Annotated in this window: 17 protein-coding genes and 1 pseudogene; 14 read left to right on the top strand and 4 right to left on the bottom strand. The window is 64.4% G+C overall.

Annotation, left to right across the window (positions count from 1 at the left end; translation table 11 throughout):
• Positions 1-30: 30 nt before the first annotated feature.
• Genes GWE18_RS14255 through GWE18_RS14230 form a run of 6 tightly spaced genes read left to right on the top strand, consistent with a single transcriptional unit; the run spans position 31 to position 5273 of the window.
• Entirely contained in the window at positions 31-435 is a 405-nt protein-coding gene (locus GWE18_RS14255) for a RidA family protein (protein ID WP_275186364.1), read from the top strand.
• A gap of 42 nt (positions 436-477) precedes the next feature.
• The gene (locus GWE18_RS14250) at positions 478-1605 is read left to right on the top strand and encodes a cupin domain-containing protein (RefSeq protein ID WP_275186363.1); all 1128 of its coding nucleotides are present in this window, start codon (positions 478-480) and stop codon (positions 1603-1605) included.
• Positions 1606-1615: 10 nt separating this feature from the next.
• Positions 1616-2527 (top strand): fumarylacetoacetate hydrolase family protein, encoded by a 912-nt coding sequence (locus GWE18_RS14245; protein ID WP_275186362.1) that lies wholly within the window; start codon positions 1616-1618, stop codon positions 2525-2527.
• Positions 2528-2536: 9 nt separating this feature from the next.
• The gene (locus tag GWE18_RS14240) at positions 2537-3184 is read left to right on the top strand and encodes a flavin reductase family protein (protein ID WP_275186361.1); all 648 of its coding nucleotides are present in this window, start codon (positions 2537-2539) and stop codon (positions 3182-3184) included.
• A 20-nt stretch (positions 3185-3204) separates the two neighbouring features.
• Entirely contained in the window at positions 3205-4299 is a 1095-nt protein-coding gene (locus tag GWE18_RS14235) for an NAD/NADP-dependent octopine/nopaline dehydrogenase family protein (RefSeq protein ID WP_275186360.1), read from the top strand.
• A complete protein-coding gene (locus GWE18_RS14230) occupies positions 4296-5273 on the top strand; it encodes a 3-hydroxybutyryl-CoA dehydrogenase (protein WP_275186359.1) in 978 nt (325 codons plus the stop codon). Before GWE18_RS14235 ends, GWE18_RS14230 begins: the two co-directional genes overlap by 4 nt.
• A 102-nt stretch (positions 5274-5375) precedes the next feature.
• Here GWE18_RS14230 and GWE18_RS14225 read toward each other — a convergent pair whose 3' ends face one another.
• From GWE18_RS14225 to GWE18_RS14210, 4 genes are read right to left on the bottom strand one after another with little or no spacing between them, the layout of a single operon-like run.
• On the bottom strand, positions 5376-6089 hold the full coding sequence (locus GWE18_RS14225) for an ABC transporter ATP-binding protein (RefSeq protein WP_275186358.1): 714 nt from the start codon (positions 6087-6089) through the stop codon (positions 5376-5378).
• Positions 6086-7855: a branched-chain amino acid ABC transporter ATP-binding protein/permease gene (locus GWE18_RS14220; protein ID WP_275186357.1), complete on the bottom strand. Its 1770-nt coding sequence runs from the start codon at positions 7853-7855 to the stop codon at positions 6086-6088. Before GWE18_RS14220 ends, GWE18_RS14225 begins: the two co-directional genes overlap by 4 nt.
• Complete coding sequence (locus tag GWE18_RS14215) at positions 7852-8895, bottom strand: branched-chain amino acid ABC transporter permease (RefSeq protein ID WP_275186356.1); 1044 nt, start codon at positions 8893-8895, stop codon at positions 7852-7854. Before GWE18_RS14215 ends, GWE18_RS14220 begins: the two co-directional genes overlap by 4 nt.
• 38 nt (positions 8896-8933) lie before the next feature.
• Positions 8934-10082: an ABC transporter substrate-binding protein gene (locus GWE18_RS14210; RefSeq protein ID WP_275186578.1), complete on the bottom strand. Its 1149-nt coding sequence runs from the start codon at positions 10080-10082 to the stop codon at positions 8934-8936.
• A 139-nt stretch (positions 10083-10221) separates the two neighbouring features.
• Here GWE18_RS14210 and GWE18_RS14205 point away from each other — a divergent pair, with 139 nt between their 5' ends.
• The 8 genes and pseudogenes from GWE18_RS14205 to GWE18_RS14170 form a co-directional block, all read left to right on the top strand.
• Entirely contained in the window at positions 10222-11046 is an 825-nt protein-coding gene (locus tag GWE18_RS14205) for an alpha/beta fold hydrolase (protein WP_275186355.1), read from the top strand.
• A 503-nt stretch (positions 11047-11549) separates the two neighbouring features.
• On the top strand, positions 11550-12341 hold the full coding sequence (locus tag GWE18_RS14200; protein ID WP_275186354.1) for an aspartate/glutamate racemase family protein: 792 nt from the start codon (positions 11550-11552) through the stop codon (positions 12339-12341).
• 9 nt (positions 12342-12350) lie between these two features.
• Positions 12351-12779 (top strand): organic hydroperoxide resistance protein, encoded by a 429-nt coding sequence (locus GWE18_RS14195; RefSeq protein ID WP_275186353.1) that lies wholly within the window; start codon positions 12351-12353, stop codon positions 12777-12779.
• A gap of 26 nt (positions 12780-12805) precedes the next feature.
• Positions 12806-13984 (top strand): thiolase family protein, encoded by a 1179-nt coding sequence (locus GWE18_RS14190; RefSeq protein WP_275186352.1) that lies wholly within the window; start codon positions 12806-12808, stop codon positions 13982-13984.
• Positions 13981-15222: an SDR family NAD(P)-dependent oxidoreductase gene (locus tag GWE18_RS14185; RefSeq protein WP_275186351.1), complete on the top strand. Its 1242-nt coding sequence runs from the start codon at positions 13981-13983 to the stop codon at positions 15220-15222. Before GWE18_RS14190 ends, GWE18_RS14185 begins: the two co-directional genes overlap by 4 nt.
• 29 nt (positions 15223-15251) lie before the next feature.
• On the top strand, positions 15252-16037 hold the full coding sequence (locus GWE18_RS14180; protein WP_275186350.1) for a cyclase family protein: 786 nt from the start codon (positions 15252-15254) through the stop codon (positions 16035-16037).
• A gap of 27 nt (positions 16038-16064) precedes the next feature.
• The gene (locus GWE18_RS14175; RefSeq protein WP_275186349.1) at positions 16065-17222 is read left to right on the top strand and encodes an ABC transporter substrate-binding protein; all 1158 of its coding nucleotides are present in this window, start codon (positions 16065-16067) and stop codon (positions 17220-17222) included.
• Positions 17223-17417: 195 nt separating this feature from the next.
• Positions 17418-17613: pseudogene (locus GWE18_RS14170) on the top strand (IS5/IS1182 family transposase); the annotation flags it as partial.

Below are 17613 nucleotides of genomic sequence, written 5' to 3'. Positions count from 1 at the left end.
GGCCCGGTCGCCCTGCTACGGGAGTACGAAATGTTCGAAGTCTTGCAGCCGCCCGGTTGGGCCAAGCCGAGCGGTTACGCGAACGGCGTTGCCGCCCGCGGCAAGATGATCTTCGTCGCAGGCCAGATCGGTTGGAACGAGCAATGCAAGTTCGAGTCGGATGACCTGGTGGAGCAGATCGGCCAGACGTTGAGAAACGTCGCAGCCGTCCTGCGCGCCGGCGGCGCCGCATCCGAGCATGTCGTGTCGATGACGTGGTTCCTGCTCGACCGCAAGGAATATTCGGCGCGCCTGAAGGAAATCGGCGTGATCTATCGCGACGTCATGGGCCGGCACTTTCCGGCCATGACGGCACTACAGGTCTCGGGGCTGGTCGAGGATCGCGCCAAGGTCGAAATTCAAGCGATTGCGATGATACCCGATCAGATGAACTGACAACGCGACGCCGGACACGGCGCTAACTCACAGGAGAGCGGCATGTCAACGAAAGCTCGTGAGAATCACCGGGAAGACGTGGCCGGACGGGCCAATGTCGAGGACACGCCTGAACTGCTCGCCTATTACGACGAACTCGAACGGCTGGAGGCCGGCGCGCTCTGGACGGTGGCGAACAAGATCGAGCCCTGGCAGCCCAAATCCTCCTCCATTCCGGTGTTGTGGCGCTACGAGGACCTTCGCGCGCATGTGTTGCGCTCTGTTGAACTGGTCTCGCCCGAAAAGGCCGGCCGGCGCGTTGTCTATCTGAACAATCCCGGCCGGCGCGAGCACGCCGCCGCGGTCGGCTGGCTGTATTCGGGCCTGCAGGTCATGCATCCGGGCGAGGTCGCATCCGCGCACGCCCATTCGGCTTCCGCCCTTCGCTTCATCATGGAAGGCGAGGGCGCCTACACGATCGTCGACGGCCACAAGATGACGCTCGGCGCCAACGACTTCGTGCTGACGCCGAACGGCACCTGGCACGAACACGGCGTCTCCAGCGACGGCACGCCCTGCATCTGGCAGGACGGCCTCGACATTCCCCTGGTCAACGCGCTCGAAGCCAACTTCTACATGGTTCATCCCGACCTGCAGCAGAGCGTCGGCTATCCCGTCGACGACATGACGCACACCTGGGGAAGCCCCGGCCTGCGTCCGGTGGGCGCCGAATGGTCCAAGGGATATTCGCCGCTACTGAAATATGAGTGGGGGCCGACCTACGAGGCGCTGCAGCGTTACGCCAAAGCCACCGACGGCTCGCCGTATGACGGCGTTCTCATGAACTATGTGAATCCGGTGACCGGCGGTCCGGTGATGCAGACGATCGGCGCGTCGATGCAGATGCTGCGGCCGGGCGAGAGCACGCGCGCGCATCGTCACACCGGCAGCTTCATCTATCAGGTGGCGAAAGGGCGCGGCCACTCGATCATCGACGGCAAGCGCTTCGACTGGAAGGAGCGCGACATCTTCTGCGTTCCGTCCTGGGCCTGGCATGAGCACGTCAACGCCTCCGCCAGCGACGACGCCTGCCTCTTCACCTTCAACGACCTGCCGGTCATGCACGCGCTCGGGTTCTATCGCGAGGAAGCTTTTGGCGACAATGGCGGCCGGCAGCCGCTCGTATCCTAGGAGACAAGCAGTGCGTCTAGTTACTTACCGCAGCACCGTTGAGGCTGCCGCTCGTCTTGGCGCTGTTGTTGACGACCTCGTTGTGGACGTCGAGAAGGCGGGCCTGCATGCAGGAGCTTCCCTTCCGTCATCGATGCTCGATTTCATCGATCTCGGGCCGCCGGCGTTGGCGGCGCTCAAGAAGATATTGAACGAGGGCGAGGACCATTGGCCTGTAGGCGCGGCATTGCCGCTGGCGAATGTCAGGCTGCTCGCGCCGATCCCGCGTCCGCGCAAGAACATTTTTGGCATCGGCCTCAATTATGTAGAGCATGTCACGGAATCGTCCCGCGCCCTCGACACGGCAAAGGACCTGCCCAAGCAGCCCATCATCTTCTCGAAGCCGCCGACCAGCGTCATCGGGCCGGACGAAGCCATCCATCACAACAAGGCGATCACGCAACAGCTCGACTGGGAAGTCGAGCTTGCCGTCGTGATGGGACGGACCGCGCGGCGGGTGCCGGAGGCGGAAGCGCTCGGCTTCGTGTTCGGCTACAGCGTGATGATCGATGTCAGCGCCCGCGACAACCGCCGCGCCGGCCAATGGATCTACTCCAAGGGGCAGGACACCTACGCGCCGTTCGGGCCGTGTATCGTCACCGCAGATGAAATCGCCGATCCGCACGCGCTCGATCTCTGGCTGACGGTGAACGGCGTCGAGAAGCAGCGCTCCAACACGCGCCATATGCTGTTCAAGGTGCCGCATCTGATTGCGGACATTTCGGCGGCGATGACGCTGGAACCCGGTGACATCATCGCGACCGGCACGCCCGAGGGTGTCGGCGCCGGCCGCTCGCCGCAGGAATGGCTGTGGCCAGGCGACGTGGTGGAAGCGGAAGTGGCCGGCATCGGCCGGCTGCGCCACCCGGTGGTGGCGATCTGAGGGGCCGACATGATCTTCGACATGGAGACGCTGGAAGCGCAGAACCGCTACAAGATCCTGACGGCCACTGTGACGCCGCGGCCGATCGCATGGGTCACCACGATCTCCGCGAGCGGCGTGATCAATGCCGCGCCTTTCAGCTTCTTCAACGTGATGGGGCATGAGCCGCCCACCGTCGCGATCGGGCTTCTGGCGGGGTCAGAACGCTTCAAGGACACGGCGGCGAATATTCTCGATACCGGCGAGTTCGTCGTGAACCTTGTCGCCGAGCGCAACGCCGAGGCCATGAACATCACCTGCATCGACGCGCCGCCCGATGTCGACGAACTGGCGCTGGCCGGATTGACGCCGGTTGCCTCGAACGCGGTGCGCCCGCCGCGCATTGCGGAATCGCCGGTGTCGTTCGAATGCCGAGTCCTCACTTCGCTGGTGACGGGGCCACGGCAGACTGCCGTCATCGGCCGTATCGTTCGCGCCCATGTCGACGATGCCGTGATCCTGGACAAGGAGCGCTGTCATATCGATACGCAAGCGCTGCGTCTGATCGCCCGCATGCATGGAAGTGGCTGGTATGCGCGCTCCAGCGATCTATTCCAGATCGATCGACCGACCTGGGCGGCGTGGCGGGAAAAGAACGTCAAGGCTGAACCGGTTTAGCGGGAGAAGCGGAGGACACCGTGAAGATCGCAGTGTTGGGTGGAGGAAACGGTTCGTTCGCAGCCGCGGGCGACCTTGCGTCGGCCGGTCACGAAGTCAGGCTGTGGCGGCGCAATCCCGCGGATGTTGAGGCGCATCGTGCCCACGGCGGCGCGATCACCGTCATCGACCGCGCCGGCCGCCGCGATATCAGGCTCGCGACGATCACGTCTTCGATCGCGGAGGCGATCAACGCGGCCGATCTTGTCCTGTGTCCGGCGCCGGCGTTCGCGCAAGCAGCGATCGCAGAACTGGCCGCGCCGCATTTGCGCGACGGCCAGGTCGTGTTCCTGCCGCCCGGCACGTTCGGCTCCTACATCTTCGCCCGCGCCGCGCGGGATGCCGGCAACCGCGCCGAGATCGCAACCGCGGAGACCGGGACCCTACCGTGGCTGGCGCGCAAACAGGGTCCTTACGCCGTCCGCATTTCGGGCAGGGGCGCGCGATTGCCGACCGGCGTGTTTCCATTGCGTCTTGCTCCGCACGCGCTTGGCGTGATCGAACGCGCGTTTCCGAACGCCATCGAGCCATGTGGCGATGCGCTGTCGGCCGCGCTGATGAATGCCGGTCCGATCATTCATCCACCGCTGATCACCATGAACGCCGGTCCGATCGAACATTTCGACAAATGGGACATTCACAAGGAAGGAACGCAGCCGGCGATACGCCGCGTGACGGACGCGCTCGATGCCGAACGCATCGCCATCCGCGAGGCACTTGGTTATGGAAAGCCGCATTTTCCGCTTGCCGACCATTATTCGAAGGACGGCGAGCCCTGGATGTATGCGCGCGATGCACATGACGAGCTCACGGAATCAGGCGATTGGTCGGAACGCCTCATTCTCGCGGAGCACCGCTACATGCTGGAGGATGTGCGTCTCGGCCTGTCGTTCCTCGCATCGGTGGCGGGCCGCCTCGCGGGCCTGCAAGCGCCGCTCGCCAAGGCGTTCCTGGCGATCGGCTCCGCCATCACCGGCGAGGATTTTGCGGTGACCGGCCGGACCTTGTCTTCGCTCGGTCTCGGCGATTTCGACCGGGCGGCTTTGCAAAATCATCTCGCCGAGGGCTTTCGATGAAACCGGTTATCGGATGTCTTGGCGCCGGCCGAATGGGCCGCGGCATCGCGGTTGTGTTCGCATTCGCCGGTCATCAGGTTGTCGTCGTCGACTTCAAGGAACGCGAAGCGCCGGCTTTCGACGCGCTCGCGATCGAGGCGCGGGCTGAAATCCGTTCGACACTCGAAATCCTCTCGCGCATCGGCCTGCTCTCGCCAGAGCATGTGGCTACGATTGCCGAGCGGATCACGATCGTGTCCCGGCAGGAGGCGGCAACAGCGCTGCCGCGCTGCGATGTCATCTTCGAGGGGATGCCGGAGGTTCTCGCGCTGAAGCAAGCGGCGCTGGCCGAGGCGTCGCGGCTGGCGGGCGAAGGCCCGATCATCGCTTCGACCACGTCGACGATACTGGTCGACGATCTCGCAGAAACGATCGAGCATCCTGGTCGTTTCCTCAATGCGCACTGGCTCAATCCCGCGTATCTCGTGCCGCTGATCGAATTATCTCCGGGGCGGCTCACCGCGCCGGAAGTCACAGCGCGACTGAAGACGTTGCTCGAAGGCATCGGCAAGGTGCCGGTCGTCTGCGCGGCGCGGCCGGGCTTCATCGTTCCCCGAATCCAGACGCTGGCCATGAACGAGGCCGCCCGGATGGTGGAGGAGGGTGTCGCCTCCGCGGAAGATATCGACAACGCCGTGATCTATGGCTTCGGATTCCGCTTCGCGGTGCTTGGCCTGCTCGAGTTCATCGACTGGGGCGGCGGAGATATCCTGCATCACGCCAGCCGCTATCTGGTCGAGGCACTCGGCGACAGCCGTTACGCCGCGCCGCCGATCATAGAGGCAAACATGCGCGAAGGACGCATCGGCATGAAGACCGGGCATGGATTCATGAACTATGAAGGCGTCGACCAGGCCGCCTACCGCGAGCAGCGACTTGCGGCCTTTGCTGCGGCGCTGCGGGCGATGGGGCTGGCGCGCGAACCCGTAGCGTAGCGCGCTGTCCTAGCTAGATTTGGTGTGTTCGGATGATGCGAGGCCCCATCTCTACTTTGCATGGGGTTGTTTTCGTAGTTTTTGGTCCCGCTCTTGGTCGCTCTAATGCCCGCCGAGATAGGCCGCGATCAGTTTGGGATCGTGGATCAGAGTTTCCGCCGGACCGGACTGGATGATCTCGCCGGTCTCCAGCACATAGCCGAAATCTGCGGTCTCGAGCGCGGCGCGGGCGTTCTGCTCGACGAGAAGGACCGAAACGCCGAGGCTTCGGAGCGAGGCGATGGTGCGGAAGATTTCGCGGACGATGAGCGGCGCTAGGCCGAGACTGGGTTCATCGAGCACAAGAAGTTTCGGCTTCGCCATCAGCGCGCGGCCGAGCGCCAGCATCTGCCGCTCGCCGCCCGACAGCGTGCCGGCCGCCTGCTTGCTGCGCTCCTTCAGCCGCGGGAAACGGTCGAACACATCATCGAGGCTTTTGCGCGTCGTCGAGCGATCGCGCAGGCTGTAGGTGCCGAGCAACAGATTGTCGGCGACCGACATGTCGGCAAATAGTTCGCGCTTTTCCGGCACCAGGCAAAGGCCGCGTTCGACGCGGCCCTCGACATCGATCCGCGCAAGATCGGTCCCCTGAAAGACCATCCGCCCCGTGGACTTCAGCAGCCCGATCGCCGCCATCAGAAGCGTCGTCTTGCCGGCGCCGTTCGGCCCGATCACGGTAACGATCTGTCCTTGCTCGACGGAAAGCGAGACGTTCCGCACAGCTTCCACCTTGCCGTAGGCGACCGATACATTCTCGATCGAGAACATCTGCGTCACGCAACACCTCCAAGGTAAGCCTCTTGGACGCGGGCGTCACTGCGGATCGCCGCCGGCTCGCCTTCGCAGAGCTTTGAGCCGAAATCGAGCACGACGATGCGGTCGACCAGCGACATCACGAACTCCATGTCGTGCTCAACGAGGAGAATGGTCAGGTGATCGGCGCGCAGCGACCGTAGCAGCTCGGCGAGCTTGAGCTTTTCCTGGCGACGCAGGCCGGCCGCCGGTTCGTCGAGCACGAGCAGCGTCGGATCGGCGGCGAGAGCGCGGGCGATCTCGAGCACGCGCTGATTGCCGAGCGGCAGGTTGCCGGCGAGCTCGAATGGCTTGTCGCCGAGCCCGACCCGTTCGAGCTGCTGCAGCGCTTCGTAGCGCGCGCTGGCCTCTTCCGCCTGGTTGAGGCGCAGGGCGCCGGTCAGCAGGCCGGTCCTGGTGCGCGAATAGGTGCCGAGCAGAACATTGTCGAGCAGCGTCATGCGCGGCCGTAGCTTGACGTGCTGGAACGTGCGAGAGATTCCGGACCGGGCGATGTGAAATTGCTGGTCGCGGGTGATCGACCGCCCCGCGAACGTGATCTCGCCGCTGTTGGCGCGCAGCGCGCCCGTGAGCAGGTTGAACATCGTGGTCTTTCCGGCGCCGTTCGGCCCGATCAGCCCCAGGATTTCGCCGGACTTCACGTCGAAGCTGACGTTGTTGACGGCGACAAGGCCGCCAAATCGCCGCTGCGCCTCGCTCACTTTAAGAAGCAGCGTGCCGGGCGGCGGTTGCTCGCGGCGCGATAACGGGGCCGCCGCTTGCGGGCGGGACAGCTTAAGGTCCGGGAGAAAACCAGCGAGGAACGGGACGATGCCCTGACGGGCCCGTTGCAGGAACAGAATGAACAGCGCCGAGAACGCTACGATCTCGAGCTGGCCCGAGGCGCCCCTCGCGATCAGCGGCAGGTAGTCCTGCACGGAATTCTTCAGAAGCGTGACGATCGCAGCACCAACCACGCCGCCCAAAATACTGCCGGCGCCGCCGACCATCGCCATCATCAGATATTCGATGCCCATGCCGGCCTCGAATGGTCCGGGGCTGACGAAACGGCCGAGATGGGCATAGAGCCATCCGGACAGCGCGCCGAGGAAGGCGGCGATGACGAATGTCACCAGCTTGATCTGGAATGCGCTGATGCCGAGGCTTTCGACCAGGGTATTGCCGCCGCGGAGCGCGCGCATCGCGCGGCCGATCCGGGAGTCGAGCAGGTTGTAGCAGACGAGCAGGACCGCGACGACGATGGCCCAGATCAGGAAGTAGATCTGCCGGCTCTCAACCAGGGCGACCGGGCCGATCGAGATCGGCGGAATGCCCGAGATGCCGTTATGCTGACCGAGGCCATCGATGTTGCCGAACAGGAACGCGATCGCCAGTCCCCAGGCGACCGTGCTCAGTGACAGGAAGTGGCCGCCCAGGCGTAGCGTCACAAAGCCGAGGATCGCCGCGATGCTGCAGGTCAGGATGACCGCAAGCACCAATCCGAGCCAGGGCGAATAGCCGTTCAGCGCTGTTGCCCACGCCGTCGCGTAAGCCGCGACGCCGACGAAGGCCGCCTGGCCGAACGACACGATGCCGCCGACGCCGGTCAACAGCGCGAGTCCGATGGCGGCAAGCGCATAGATGCCGATGTAGTTCAGCAAGGTGATGCTGAACGGATTGAGCACGAAGGGCGCCGCCGCGAGGCAGGCGATCGCCGCGGCAGCGATGAGGCGGATCTGCTGCAGTGTCATTCCTCGACTTCCTCCTCGGAATGCTGCGAAGCAAGCGAGCGCCAGAGCAAGACGGGTATCAGCAGCGAGAACACGATGACGTCCTTCAAGGTGCTGCTCTGGAACGAAGCGAAGCTCTCGATTATGCCGACGCCGAACGCGCCGAGCGCCGCGCCGGGATAGCTGGCCATGCCGCCCACGATGGCGCCGACAAAAGCTTTCAGACCGAGCAGGAATCCGGAATCGTAGAAGATCGTGTTGACCGGAGCGATCAGGATGCCGGAGACGCCCGCCATCAGCGAGCCCAGGAGATAGGCGATGGTTCCGGCGCGCGCAGGCCTGATGCCCATCAGCCGCGCGCCGGTCCGGTTCAGCGCGGTCGCGCGCAGCGCCTTGCCGATCAGCGTGAAGTCGAAGAACAGAAACAACAGGCCGCTGAACACCAGCGCCGCGGTGAGGATCAGCACCGTCTGTCCGGAAACGTGCACGCCGGCGATCTCGATCGCCATCGACGTCAGCGGTTCGGTCCGGACGCCTTCGGGACCGAAGAACAACAGGCCAAGCCCGACAAGCGCGAAATGAAGCGCGACCGAGACCGTCAGCAACAACAGAACGGAGGCGTCCGCGATCGGGCGGAACACGATGCGGTCCAAGAGCGGCGAGATCGGCATGATCAAGAGCAGCGCCAGCACGATCCTGACCGGCATCGGCGGATTGAAGCGCATCGTCAGCCAGACGATCCCGACCACGATCAGGGGCAACACGAGATAGCCGAGGACGGCCTTTGGCACCGCGCGAAGCTCGCCGGTGCGCGCCAGCGAGGCGACTTCCATCACGCAGGCCATGCATGCCAGCACGACAACCAGCCCCACTGTGCCGGGAAGCTGCTTGGCATCGAGTGCTGCCAGCGTCAGCGCCGTGAAGGCGGCGATGTCGCCGAACGGAATGAAGATCACCCGCGTCACGGTGAAGATCAGCACGGTCCCGATCGCGACCAGGGCGTAGACCGCCCCGGTCGCTATTCCGTCGATCGCAAGGATCGCTGCGATGTCTGCCGTCATGCCGTCGGCCGTCCTTCCGTGTTACCCTTTGGGATCGCTCAGGGCTGGTAGGTCCAGGCGCCATTGTTCAAGCGGACGATCACCAGCGCGCGCTCGTCGACGCCGTGATAGGCGCCGGGCTTGAAGTTGTAGACCGCGTGCACGCCCGAAAGCTCCTTGGTGTTGAGGATCTCGTCGCGCAGCGCCTTGCGGAATTCGACGCTGCCGGGTTTCGCAGTCTTCAGCGCGCGCGCCGCGGCGGAAGTGAAGATCATCCAGCCGTCGAAGGAGTAGGCCGAGAAGCCGTCCGTGGTCGGCAGATTGTTGGCTTTCTGGAAGGCGGCGCGGAATTCGAGCGCGAGCTTCTTGGCGAAATGGCTGTCGGGAAGCTGCTCGGCCACGATGACCGGGCCGGCGGAGACCTGAATGCCTTCCGCGGACTTGCCGCCGACGCGCACGAAATCGGGATTGACCAGCGCGACCGTGCCGTAGGTCTTGCCTTTGAAGCCGCGCTCGCCGAGCGCGAGCAGCGGCAGCGCGCCCTGCGTGCCCGATCCGCCGATCAGCACGGCATCGGGGCGCACCGCAAGAACCTTGAGGATCTGGCCTGTGACCGACGTATCGACGCGCGCGTAGCGCTCGTTGGTCAGTACCTTGATGCCGTCCTCGGCTTCCACGGCCTTGGCGCCGTTATAGACGAGATCGCCCCAGGCGTCGGAGAAGCCGATATAGCCGATGTTCTTCATGGCATCGCGCTTCATGCGGTCGGCCACGACCTTGACCAGCAGCGAGGCGGGCTGCGGAACGGAAATGCCCCACTGGTCCGCCGGGTTGGGCTGTCCGATCACCGGGGAGACGGCGATCATTGGCACCTTCAGTTCGGTCGCGACCGCCATCATCGCAATCGTCGACGGCGCGGTTGCGGTGCCGATCAGGAGATCGACTTTCTCTTCCTCGATCAGCTTGCGCGCGTTGCGGGTTGCGGCGGAGGGATCGGAGCCGTCGTCGAGCTGGATCAGGCGGATTTTCTCGCCGTTGACTTCGCTCTTGTATTCCATGGCGGCCTGGATGCCGCGCCCGTACGGGATGCCGATCGAGGAGCCGGGTCCGCTGAGCGACGTTACGAATCCGACCGTGATGTCGGCCTGTGCGGTCGAGGCTGCTACGAGGCAGCCGATGAGTGCAGTCAAACTCAACATCTTGCGCATTGCATTCCCCTTGGTTGAAAACAGCCGCGACCTGAGCGAGATGTCAGCATGGATCGAGGTCGGACCAGCACGATCGATGCCGCAATTGCCGCCGAAAGCCGGCGCGGGCATGGTCCCCGCGTCCGCATGGAGTTATGAAATGAGCGCTGCCAGAGCCGGTTCCGACGTCGAGCGCCGCTTTGTTACGACGCTTCTTGGGCGCATCCATGTCGCCATAGCGGGAACCGGCTTTCCCGTTCTCCTGCTGCATCAGACGCCGCGCTCGTGGGACGAATACCGCGACGTGCTGCCGCTGCTCGGCCGCGATTTCCGCGCCATCGCGATGGACACGCTCGGCTTTGGGAATTCCGATTCCCCCGCCGGCGATCCTTCGATCGAACTGTGGGCACAAGGGGCATTCGCGTTGCTCGATGCGTTGGAGGAGCCGCGCGCCGCGATCGTGGGCCATCACACCGGGGCGGTGATCGCGGTCGAAATGGCCGCTTCGGCGCATGCGCGGGTGAGCGCGCTGGTGCTCTCGGCCTGTCCCTTTGTCGATGCGGCGCGCCGGGCCAAACACGAGGGCATGCGCGTCATCGACGATGTGGAGGCACGTGCCGACGGCTCCCATCTGATCGAGCTCTGGGCGCGCCGGCAGCCGTTCTATCCCGCTGATGATATCGATCTGCTGCAGCGCTTCATGATCGACGCACTGCGGGCCGGTGAGATGGCGGCGGAAGGCCATCGCGTGGTGAATCGCTATCGGATGGAAGACCGTCTGGGAAACATCCATTGTCCCACGCTGGTCATTGCTCCAACGGGCGATCCGCACGTTCATCCGGTGGCTCCAAAAGTCGCCGGAGCGATCGAGGGCAGTATCCTGCGTGAGCTCTCAGGAGGCATGGTGCCGCTTCCCGATCAGATGCCGGAGGCTTTCGCCGGCCTTGTCCGCGACTTCGTCGCTGCGCAGGTGGCCAGGAGCTGAAATGCCAGATGCAACGCACGGCCCAATCGCGGCGAATGCGAATCTGCCTGGAGCCCGTGCTGTTCCAAGGTCGATAATCTCAGCCACGATTGATGAGCCTTTATCAACGCAACTACCAGTGCGACATGCGCCTGCACAGGCTCCGGTGCCTGCCAATTGTTTAAAGCCTAAAGTATTTATCGGCTGAAGGTCAATACGCCAGTTTCGCGCCCCTGCGGAAAAGTTTGCGGCGGCGTGTGCGGCCGCGAAAGCTGAATTCGCCTGTGCAAAAGGGTGAGGCGCAATTTGCCTGTGCTTTCGGCAACGCGATCTTGTCGTGTGCAGCAGCATCCGCGCGCGGTTCAATTGACGTCAAAATTATTTTGTGGTTGAAATATTTCGGTTGATGGAATGGCGCTACGCTTCGGCGCGCCTTCACAACGAACGGCTTGTGCGTGTCGTTAGCCTTCTCACTGCGGAGGCTCAAAGATCGGCACGCCCCGCCTGTGAACGGGATATCCGCTGTGCGCATCTTCTGGCAGAGCTTCGTCGACCAGGCTACGAGCGCGCCCTACATGGCGCGGCTTGCGGCCTATCTGAACGAGATCGCGGCGCCCGGCACCAGCGTCCATGTCGAGGGCATCACGCCCGCCGATCGCGACTTCGGTCGCCTCAGCGAATTCCGTTGCGCAATCCAGGCGGTCGACAACGGGCTCGCTGCGCAGGAGAGCGGCTTCGACGCCTATGTCATGGGGCACTTCCAGGATCCCGGATTGTACGAACTGCGTTCGGCGCTCACGATTCCGGTGATCGGCGCCGGCGAAGCCACGCTGCTCGCGGCCTCGCAGCTCGGCCGCCGCCTCGGCCTCGTCACGCTCGATTCAGCGTTCGAGGTCTGGCACTACGAGCAGGCCGATCGTTACGGACTTTCCGGCCGCGTGGTGCACGTCACCGGCATGGGTTGCCGTCCCGAGGATTTCAGCGCCGCGTTTGCAGGCGATGCGGCGGCGAGGACGCGCATGCTGAGCGACTTTGCAGCCTGCGCGCAGCCGTTGGTCGATCGCGGCGCCGACGTCATCATTCCGGCCGGCGTGCTGCCGGGCCTGCTCATTGCGAGCGAGCATGGCTTCAAGATCGGTTACGCGCCAGTGGTGAACTGCGCGGCGGTTGCACTGAAGAGCGCCGAGATGTGGGTGCAGTTGCAGCGCCTCAACGGCACCGGGCCGAGCCGGGGGCCGAGCTTCGCGCTGGCCAATGACCGCGCCCGCCAGGATTTCCGCGCGCTGGTGGCGCGCACGCAAGCCGACAAATCTTGAGGACGAGATATGCTGCAGCCAGACAAGATTCTGTATGAGGCCGAGGTGACAGCGACCGGTGGGCGCGACGGCAAGGCCGCGAGCGACGACGGTCTTCTGTCGGTATCGCTCTCGCTGCCGAAATCGCTGGGCGGTCCGGGCGGGCCCGGCACCAATCCGGAGCAGCTTTTTGCAGCCGGCTATGCCGCGTGTTTTCTTGGCGCGGTGAAACTCGTGACGCGTACGCGCAAGATCACGCCGTCGGCGGAGCCGACCGTCACCGCCAAGGTCGGCATGGGGCCGGTCGCGGTCGGCTACGCGCTTACCGTCGAGCTCAAGGTGCTGCTCCCCGGGCTGGAGAAATCTGTCGCCGAGGAAGTGGTTGCCGGCGCCCATGAGCGCTGCCCTTATTCCAACGCGACGCGGGGCAATATCGACGTCAAACTCACCGTGCTCTAGACGGCTCACAGGAATCCGGCAGTCCGATGCAGAGCTCCATCCGAACACCTTATGACCGGGTCGTGATGGCGGTGCCGGTGACGATCCCCTATATGCGCTACTCGATCGAGAGCGCACAGTGGTGGATCGGCCGCGCGCTGAAGGCGCTGGTCGATGGTGCCGGGATCACGCCGCGCGATATCGACGGGTTCTGTGTTTCGAGTTTCACGGCGGGGCTCGATAGTGGCATCGGCCTCACCCAGCATTTCGGACTGTGCGTGCGATGGCTCGACACCATCCCGCTCGGGGGCGCGAGCGCGATTGCCGCGCTGCGCCGCGCCGCGCGGGCGGTGCAAGCGGGCGACGCCCGGATCGTGGCTTGCGTCGCCGGCGACACCAACCATGTCGATTCCTTCCGCTACACGCTGGAAAATTTCTCGCGCTTCAATCAGGACGCGGTCTATCCCTATGGGGCCGGCGGTGCCAATGCGAGCTTTGCACTGATCGCGCGCAATTACATGCGGACGTTCGGCGCGAAGCGCGAGGATTTCGGCAGGATCGCCGTCGCCCAGCGCAGCAACGCACTTCGCAATCCCAATGCCTTGATGAAAACGCCGCTGACGATCGAGCAGTATATGTCGGCGCGGCCGATCGCCGACCCGATCCATCTGTTCGACTGCGTGATGCCGTGTGCCGGTGCGGAGGCGTTCCTCGTGATGAGCGAGGATGTCGCCGCATCGCTGAATCTGCCTGCGGCCAAAATTCTCGCCACGATCGAGCGTCACAATGCGTTCGGCGACGATCCCGTTCAGGTGCGGGGCGGATGGGCAATGGATATCGATGAGCTCTACGCGATGGCTGGCGTCAAGCCCGATGACCTCGATTTCGTCGAGACCTACGATGATTATCCCGTCATCTCGATGATGCAGTTCGAGGATCTCGGCTTCTGCCGGAAGGGCGAAGGGCCGGACTTCGTGCGGCAGCACGATCTCACGATCGACGGCAGCTTCCCGCACAACACCTCCGGCGGCCAGCTCTCGGTCGGGCAGGCCGGTGCGGGCGGCGCCTATCTCGGAGTGGTCGAGGCGCTGCGCCAGGTGCTCGGGCAGGCCGGTCCGACGCAGGTTAGGGATGCGCGTATCGGGTTGGCGTCGGGCTTCGGAATGATCAACTATGATCGCGGCCTCGCCTCGGGCGCGGCGATCCTTGCGGGACCAGGCGCATGATCGAGCCGATCGCAAAACCGCGCCGAAAGAATCCGCTAAAGCGGACGCGGCTGCCGACGTTGCCGCCGCGCGCGCGTAGCCGCGCGTCGCACGGTTTTACGCGGGCCGCCGCCGAAGGCCGCTTCATGCTGCAGCGCTGCGGCGCCTGCGGGACCTTCTGTTATCCGGCGCGCGATGCGTGCCCTACGTGTCTTTCCGCCGATCTCGTCTTTGCGGACGCGCCGCGGCGAGGCATGCTGTTGTGCGAAACCACGCTGCACGTCCCGGCCGACGTGCACTTCCGCGAGCGCGCGCCATGGCGCGTCGGCCTGGTCGCGATGGAATGCGGGCCAAGGCTGGTGGCGCACCTGCATGCGGACTGCGAAGAGGGCGGTCCGGTCGTGATGTCGTTTCAACTGGACAAGAGCGGGCAGGCGGTAGCCTTCGCGCACCCCGAACGAGAGACCCCCAACATGACGGACGACAGGCAGTGGCGTGAGATGACGGCCGATCCAAAATTCCGGCGCGTTCTCGTGACGAACGGGCGGAGCATCGTCGGTCAGGAAACGGTGGCCGCGCTGAAGGCGGCCGGCGCGTCGATCGTGTTCGTCGGTGTCGCCGAGCCGTGGAAGCCATTCCACGGCGAGGATACGCTGAGGACGCTGGAGGGCGTCGAGATCGTACCGCTCGATATCGGCGACGAGAAGTCCGTCGCCGATCTGGCGGCCGATATCGGCGGCAAGGTCGATATCCTCGTCAACACGACCGAACATGTTCGTGCCGGCGGGCTGCTCGATCGCCAGGGCACCAGCATCGTGCGTGACGAGATCGACCAGGCCTATCTCGGCTTCGTGCAGCTGGCGCAGGCGTTCGGGCCGGCGATGCGGATGCGGGGATCTGACGGCGTCAACAGTGCGGCTGCCTGGGTCAATATCCTCTCGGTCTATGCGCTGGCGAACTGGCCGGTGTTCGGCGCGTATTCGGCGTCGCAGGCCGCCTGTCTTTCATTGTCCCACTCGCTTCGGGCGGAGCTTCGGCCCGGCGGCGTCAAGGTGGTGAACGTGTTTACGGGGCCGCTCGATATCGAGTGGTTCCAGACGGTGCCGCCGCCGAAGGTCGCGCCCCGTGCGGTCGCGGCCGCGATCGTATCTGCACTCAAGCGCGGACTTGAAGACGTGTTCGTGGGCGACGTCGCCGAGGACATTCGCCAGCGCCTTATCGCCAATCCCAAGGCGGTCGAGCGCGAGCTTGGGGCGTAGGCGGGCTTGTTGAAAACGGGAGAGGTGCAATGGACAGCAATGGTCTCATGCAGTTTGCCGGCGCAGTCGCATCCGGCGCGGTGCGCGTCGTCGATCTGACCTTCACGCTCAGCCCGGACTTTCCGGTTATCGTGCTGCCGCCCGAGTTTGGCCAGGCCGCGCCGGTGCGCATCCAGCAGATTTCGCGCTACGACGCGAGTGGTCCCGCCTGGTACTGGAACAACCTGACTTTTGGCGAGCATACCGGTACGCATTTCGACGCGCCGATCCATTGGTTCACCGGCAAGGACCTGCCGAACAACGCGGTCGACACGCTGCCGGTGCGCGACATGATCGCGCCGGCCTGCGTGATCGATTGCTCGGCGCAGGCGGCAAAGGATGCGGATTTTCTTTTGACGATCCCGGTCATCGAAGCCTGGGAAAAAGGCCACGGGCGGATTCCGGAGCGACACTGGGTGCTGTTGCGCACCGACTGGTCGAAGAAAGGCTGGCGCGACTACGCCAACCTGAAGGATGACGGCGCACATACGCCGGGGCCGGATGCCGCCGTGATGCGCTGGCTTGTCGAGGAGCGCGGCGTCATCGGCTTCGGCACCGAGACGATCGGAACGGATGCCGGCCAGGCCGGTCATTTCGATCCGCCCTATCCGGCGCACCATTTCCTTCACGGCGGCGGACGTTACGGCCTGCAATGCCTGTGCAATCTCGATCAGCTTCCGCCGACCGGCGCAGTGATCTTCGCTGCGCCGCTCAAGATCCAGAACGGCTCCGGCAGTCCGCTGCGTGTGCTTGCGCTGGTACCAGGGCAGGTTTGAGCCCATTCGTCCACATCGAGTGAGATCATGAAAAACAGGAAGACCTTGTTGATCGGCGCCGCGCTCCTGCTCGGCGCGGTGGCGCCGGCGCGTGCCGACATCCTCGTCGGCTTCGTCACCGGCCTGAGCGGGCCGGTGTCCTCGATAGGCGTGCCGAACGCCAAGGGATTGGCCGCGGGCCAGGCCTATGTCGGCGAGATCGATGGCGAAAAAGTCCGCGTCATCCAGCTCGATGACGGCTCGGATCCGGCCGCATCGACACGCAACGCCCGCAAGCTGGTCGAGCAGGAAAAGGTCGACTTCCTGATCGGCACGTCAGGCGCACCGCAGACGCTCGCGATGGCCACTGCGGCCATCGAGATGAAGGTCCCGATGGTGGCGGTCTCGCCGATCGCACCGGTGCCGGCCGGGGAGGGCGGGCCGTGGGTGGTGCAAACGCCGCAGCCGACGCCGCTTCTCGTTCAGGGCATCGTCGATCACATGAAGAATCGCAACGTGAAGACGGTGGCGTTCATCGGCTTCTCCGACGCCTTCGGCGACCTGATGTACAACTCGCTGCTGCAAAGCGCTGATCCGGCCGGCATCAAGGTGATCGCGAACGAACGCTATGCGCGCTCCGACAACTCGGTCACCGCACAGGTGCTACGCGCGATTTCCGCGCGCCCCGATGCGATCATGCTGGGCGGGACCGGAACGCCAGGCGCACTGCCCGTGATCGCGCTGGCCGAGCGTGGCTACAAGGGCCCGCTTTATGGCAATCACGGCATGATCAGCGCGGACTTCCTGCGGCTTGCCGGCAAATCCGCCGAGGGCATCATCTGCCCGACCGGCCCGGTGACGGCGGGCGAACAGCTTCCCGAGAGCAATCCGATCCGCAAGGTTGTTCTCGCCTTCCGTGCGGCCTATGAGAAGGCCAATGGCGAGGCGCCGGCCGATGCGTTTTCACCCTATGCCTTCGATGGCTGGCTGGTATTCACAGATGCCGCCAAACGCGCAAAGGCATCCGGCGCGACATCGGGGACGCCGGCATTCCGCAACGCGCTGCGCGAGGCTTTGTTCACGACCAAGGATGTCGTCGGCGCGCACGGCATCTACACCTATACGCCGGCCGACCGCCATGGCGTCGACAGCCGCGCGCGCATCCTGGTTCAGATCGAAAACGGAAAATACAAGCTGCTGCCCTAGTCTTACTGCGTCACCAGTTCCTCATGGTGAGGAGCGCGAAGCGCGTCTCGAACCATGAGGCCCGACTGTGGCCTTCATCCTTCGAGACGGCCGCGTTGCGGCCTCCTCAGAGGGTGTGAATCTTTGTGCACGATTAGGATTGAATTTGCACGCGCGGAGTGATTCCTGCTGCTGTACTGTCGGAGAGGTGCAGCGATGTCTGGCGACGAACTCTTTGCCGATCTACCGATACAAACAGATGGGCGGGTGACCGATCCGGGACAACCACGGATGCGGGAACCGGTACGCGATCAGATCGAGCTTCGGGCAGTCGATCTGGAGGCGCTGGTGGCCGCCGATCATCCGGTCCGGGTGATCTGGGCTTACGTCGAGAAACTTGATCTGCGCGAGC

This window comes from Bradyrhizobium sp. CSA112, from assembly GCF_029051645.1.
Lineage (GTDB): Bacteria > Pseudomonadota > Alphaproteobacteria > Rhizobiales > Xanthobacteraceae > Bradyrhizobium.
This window is presented reverse-complemented; position numbering and strand designations above follow the sequence as displayed.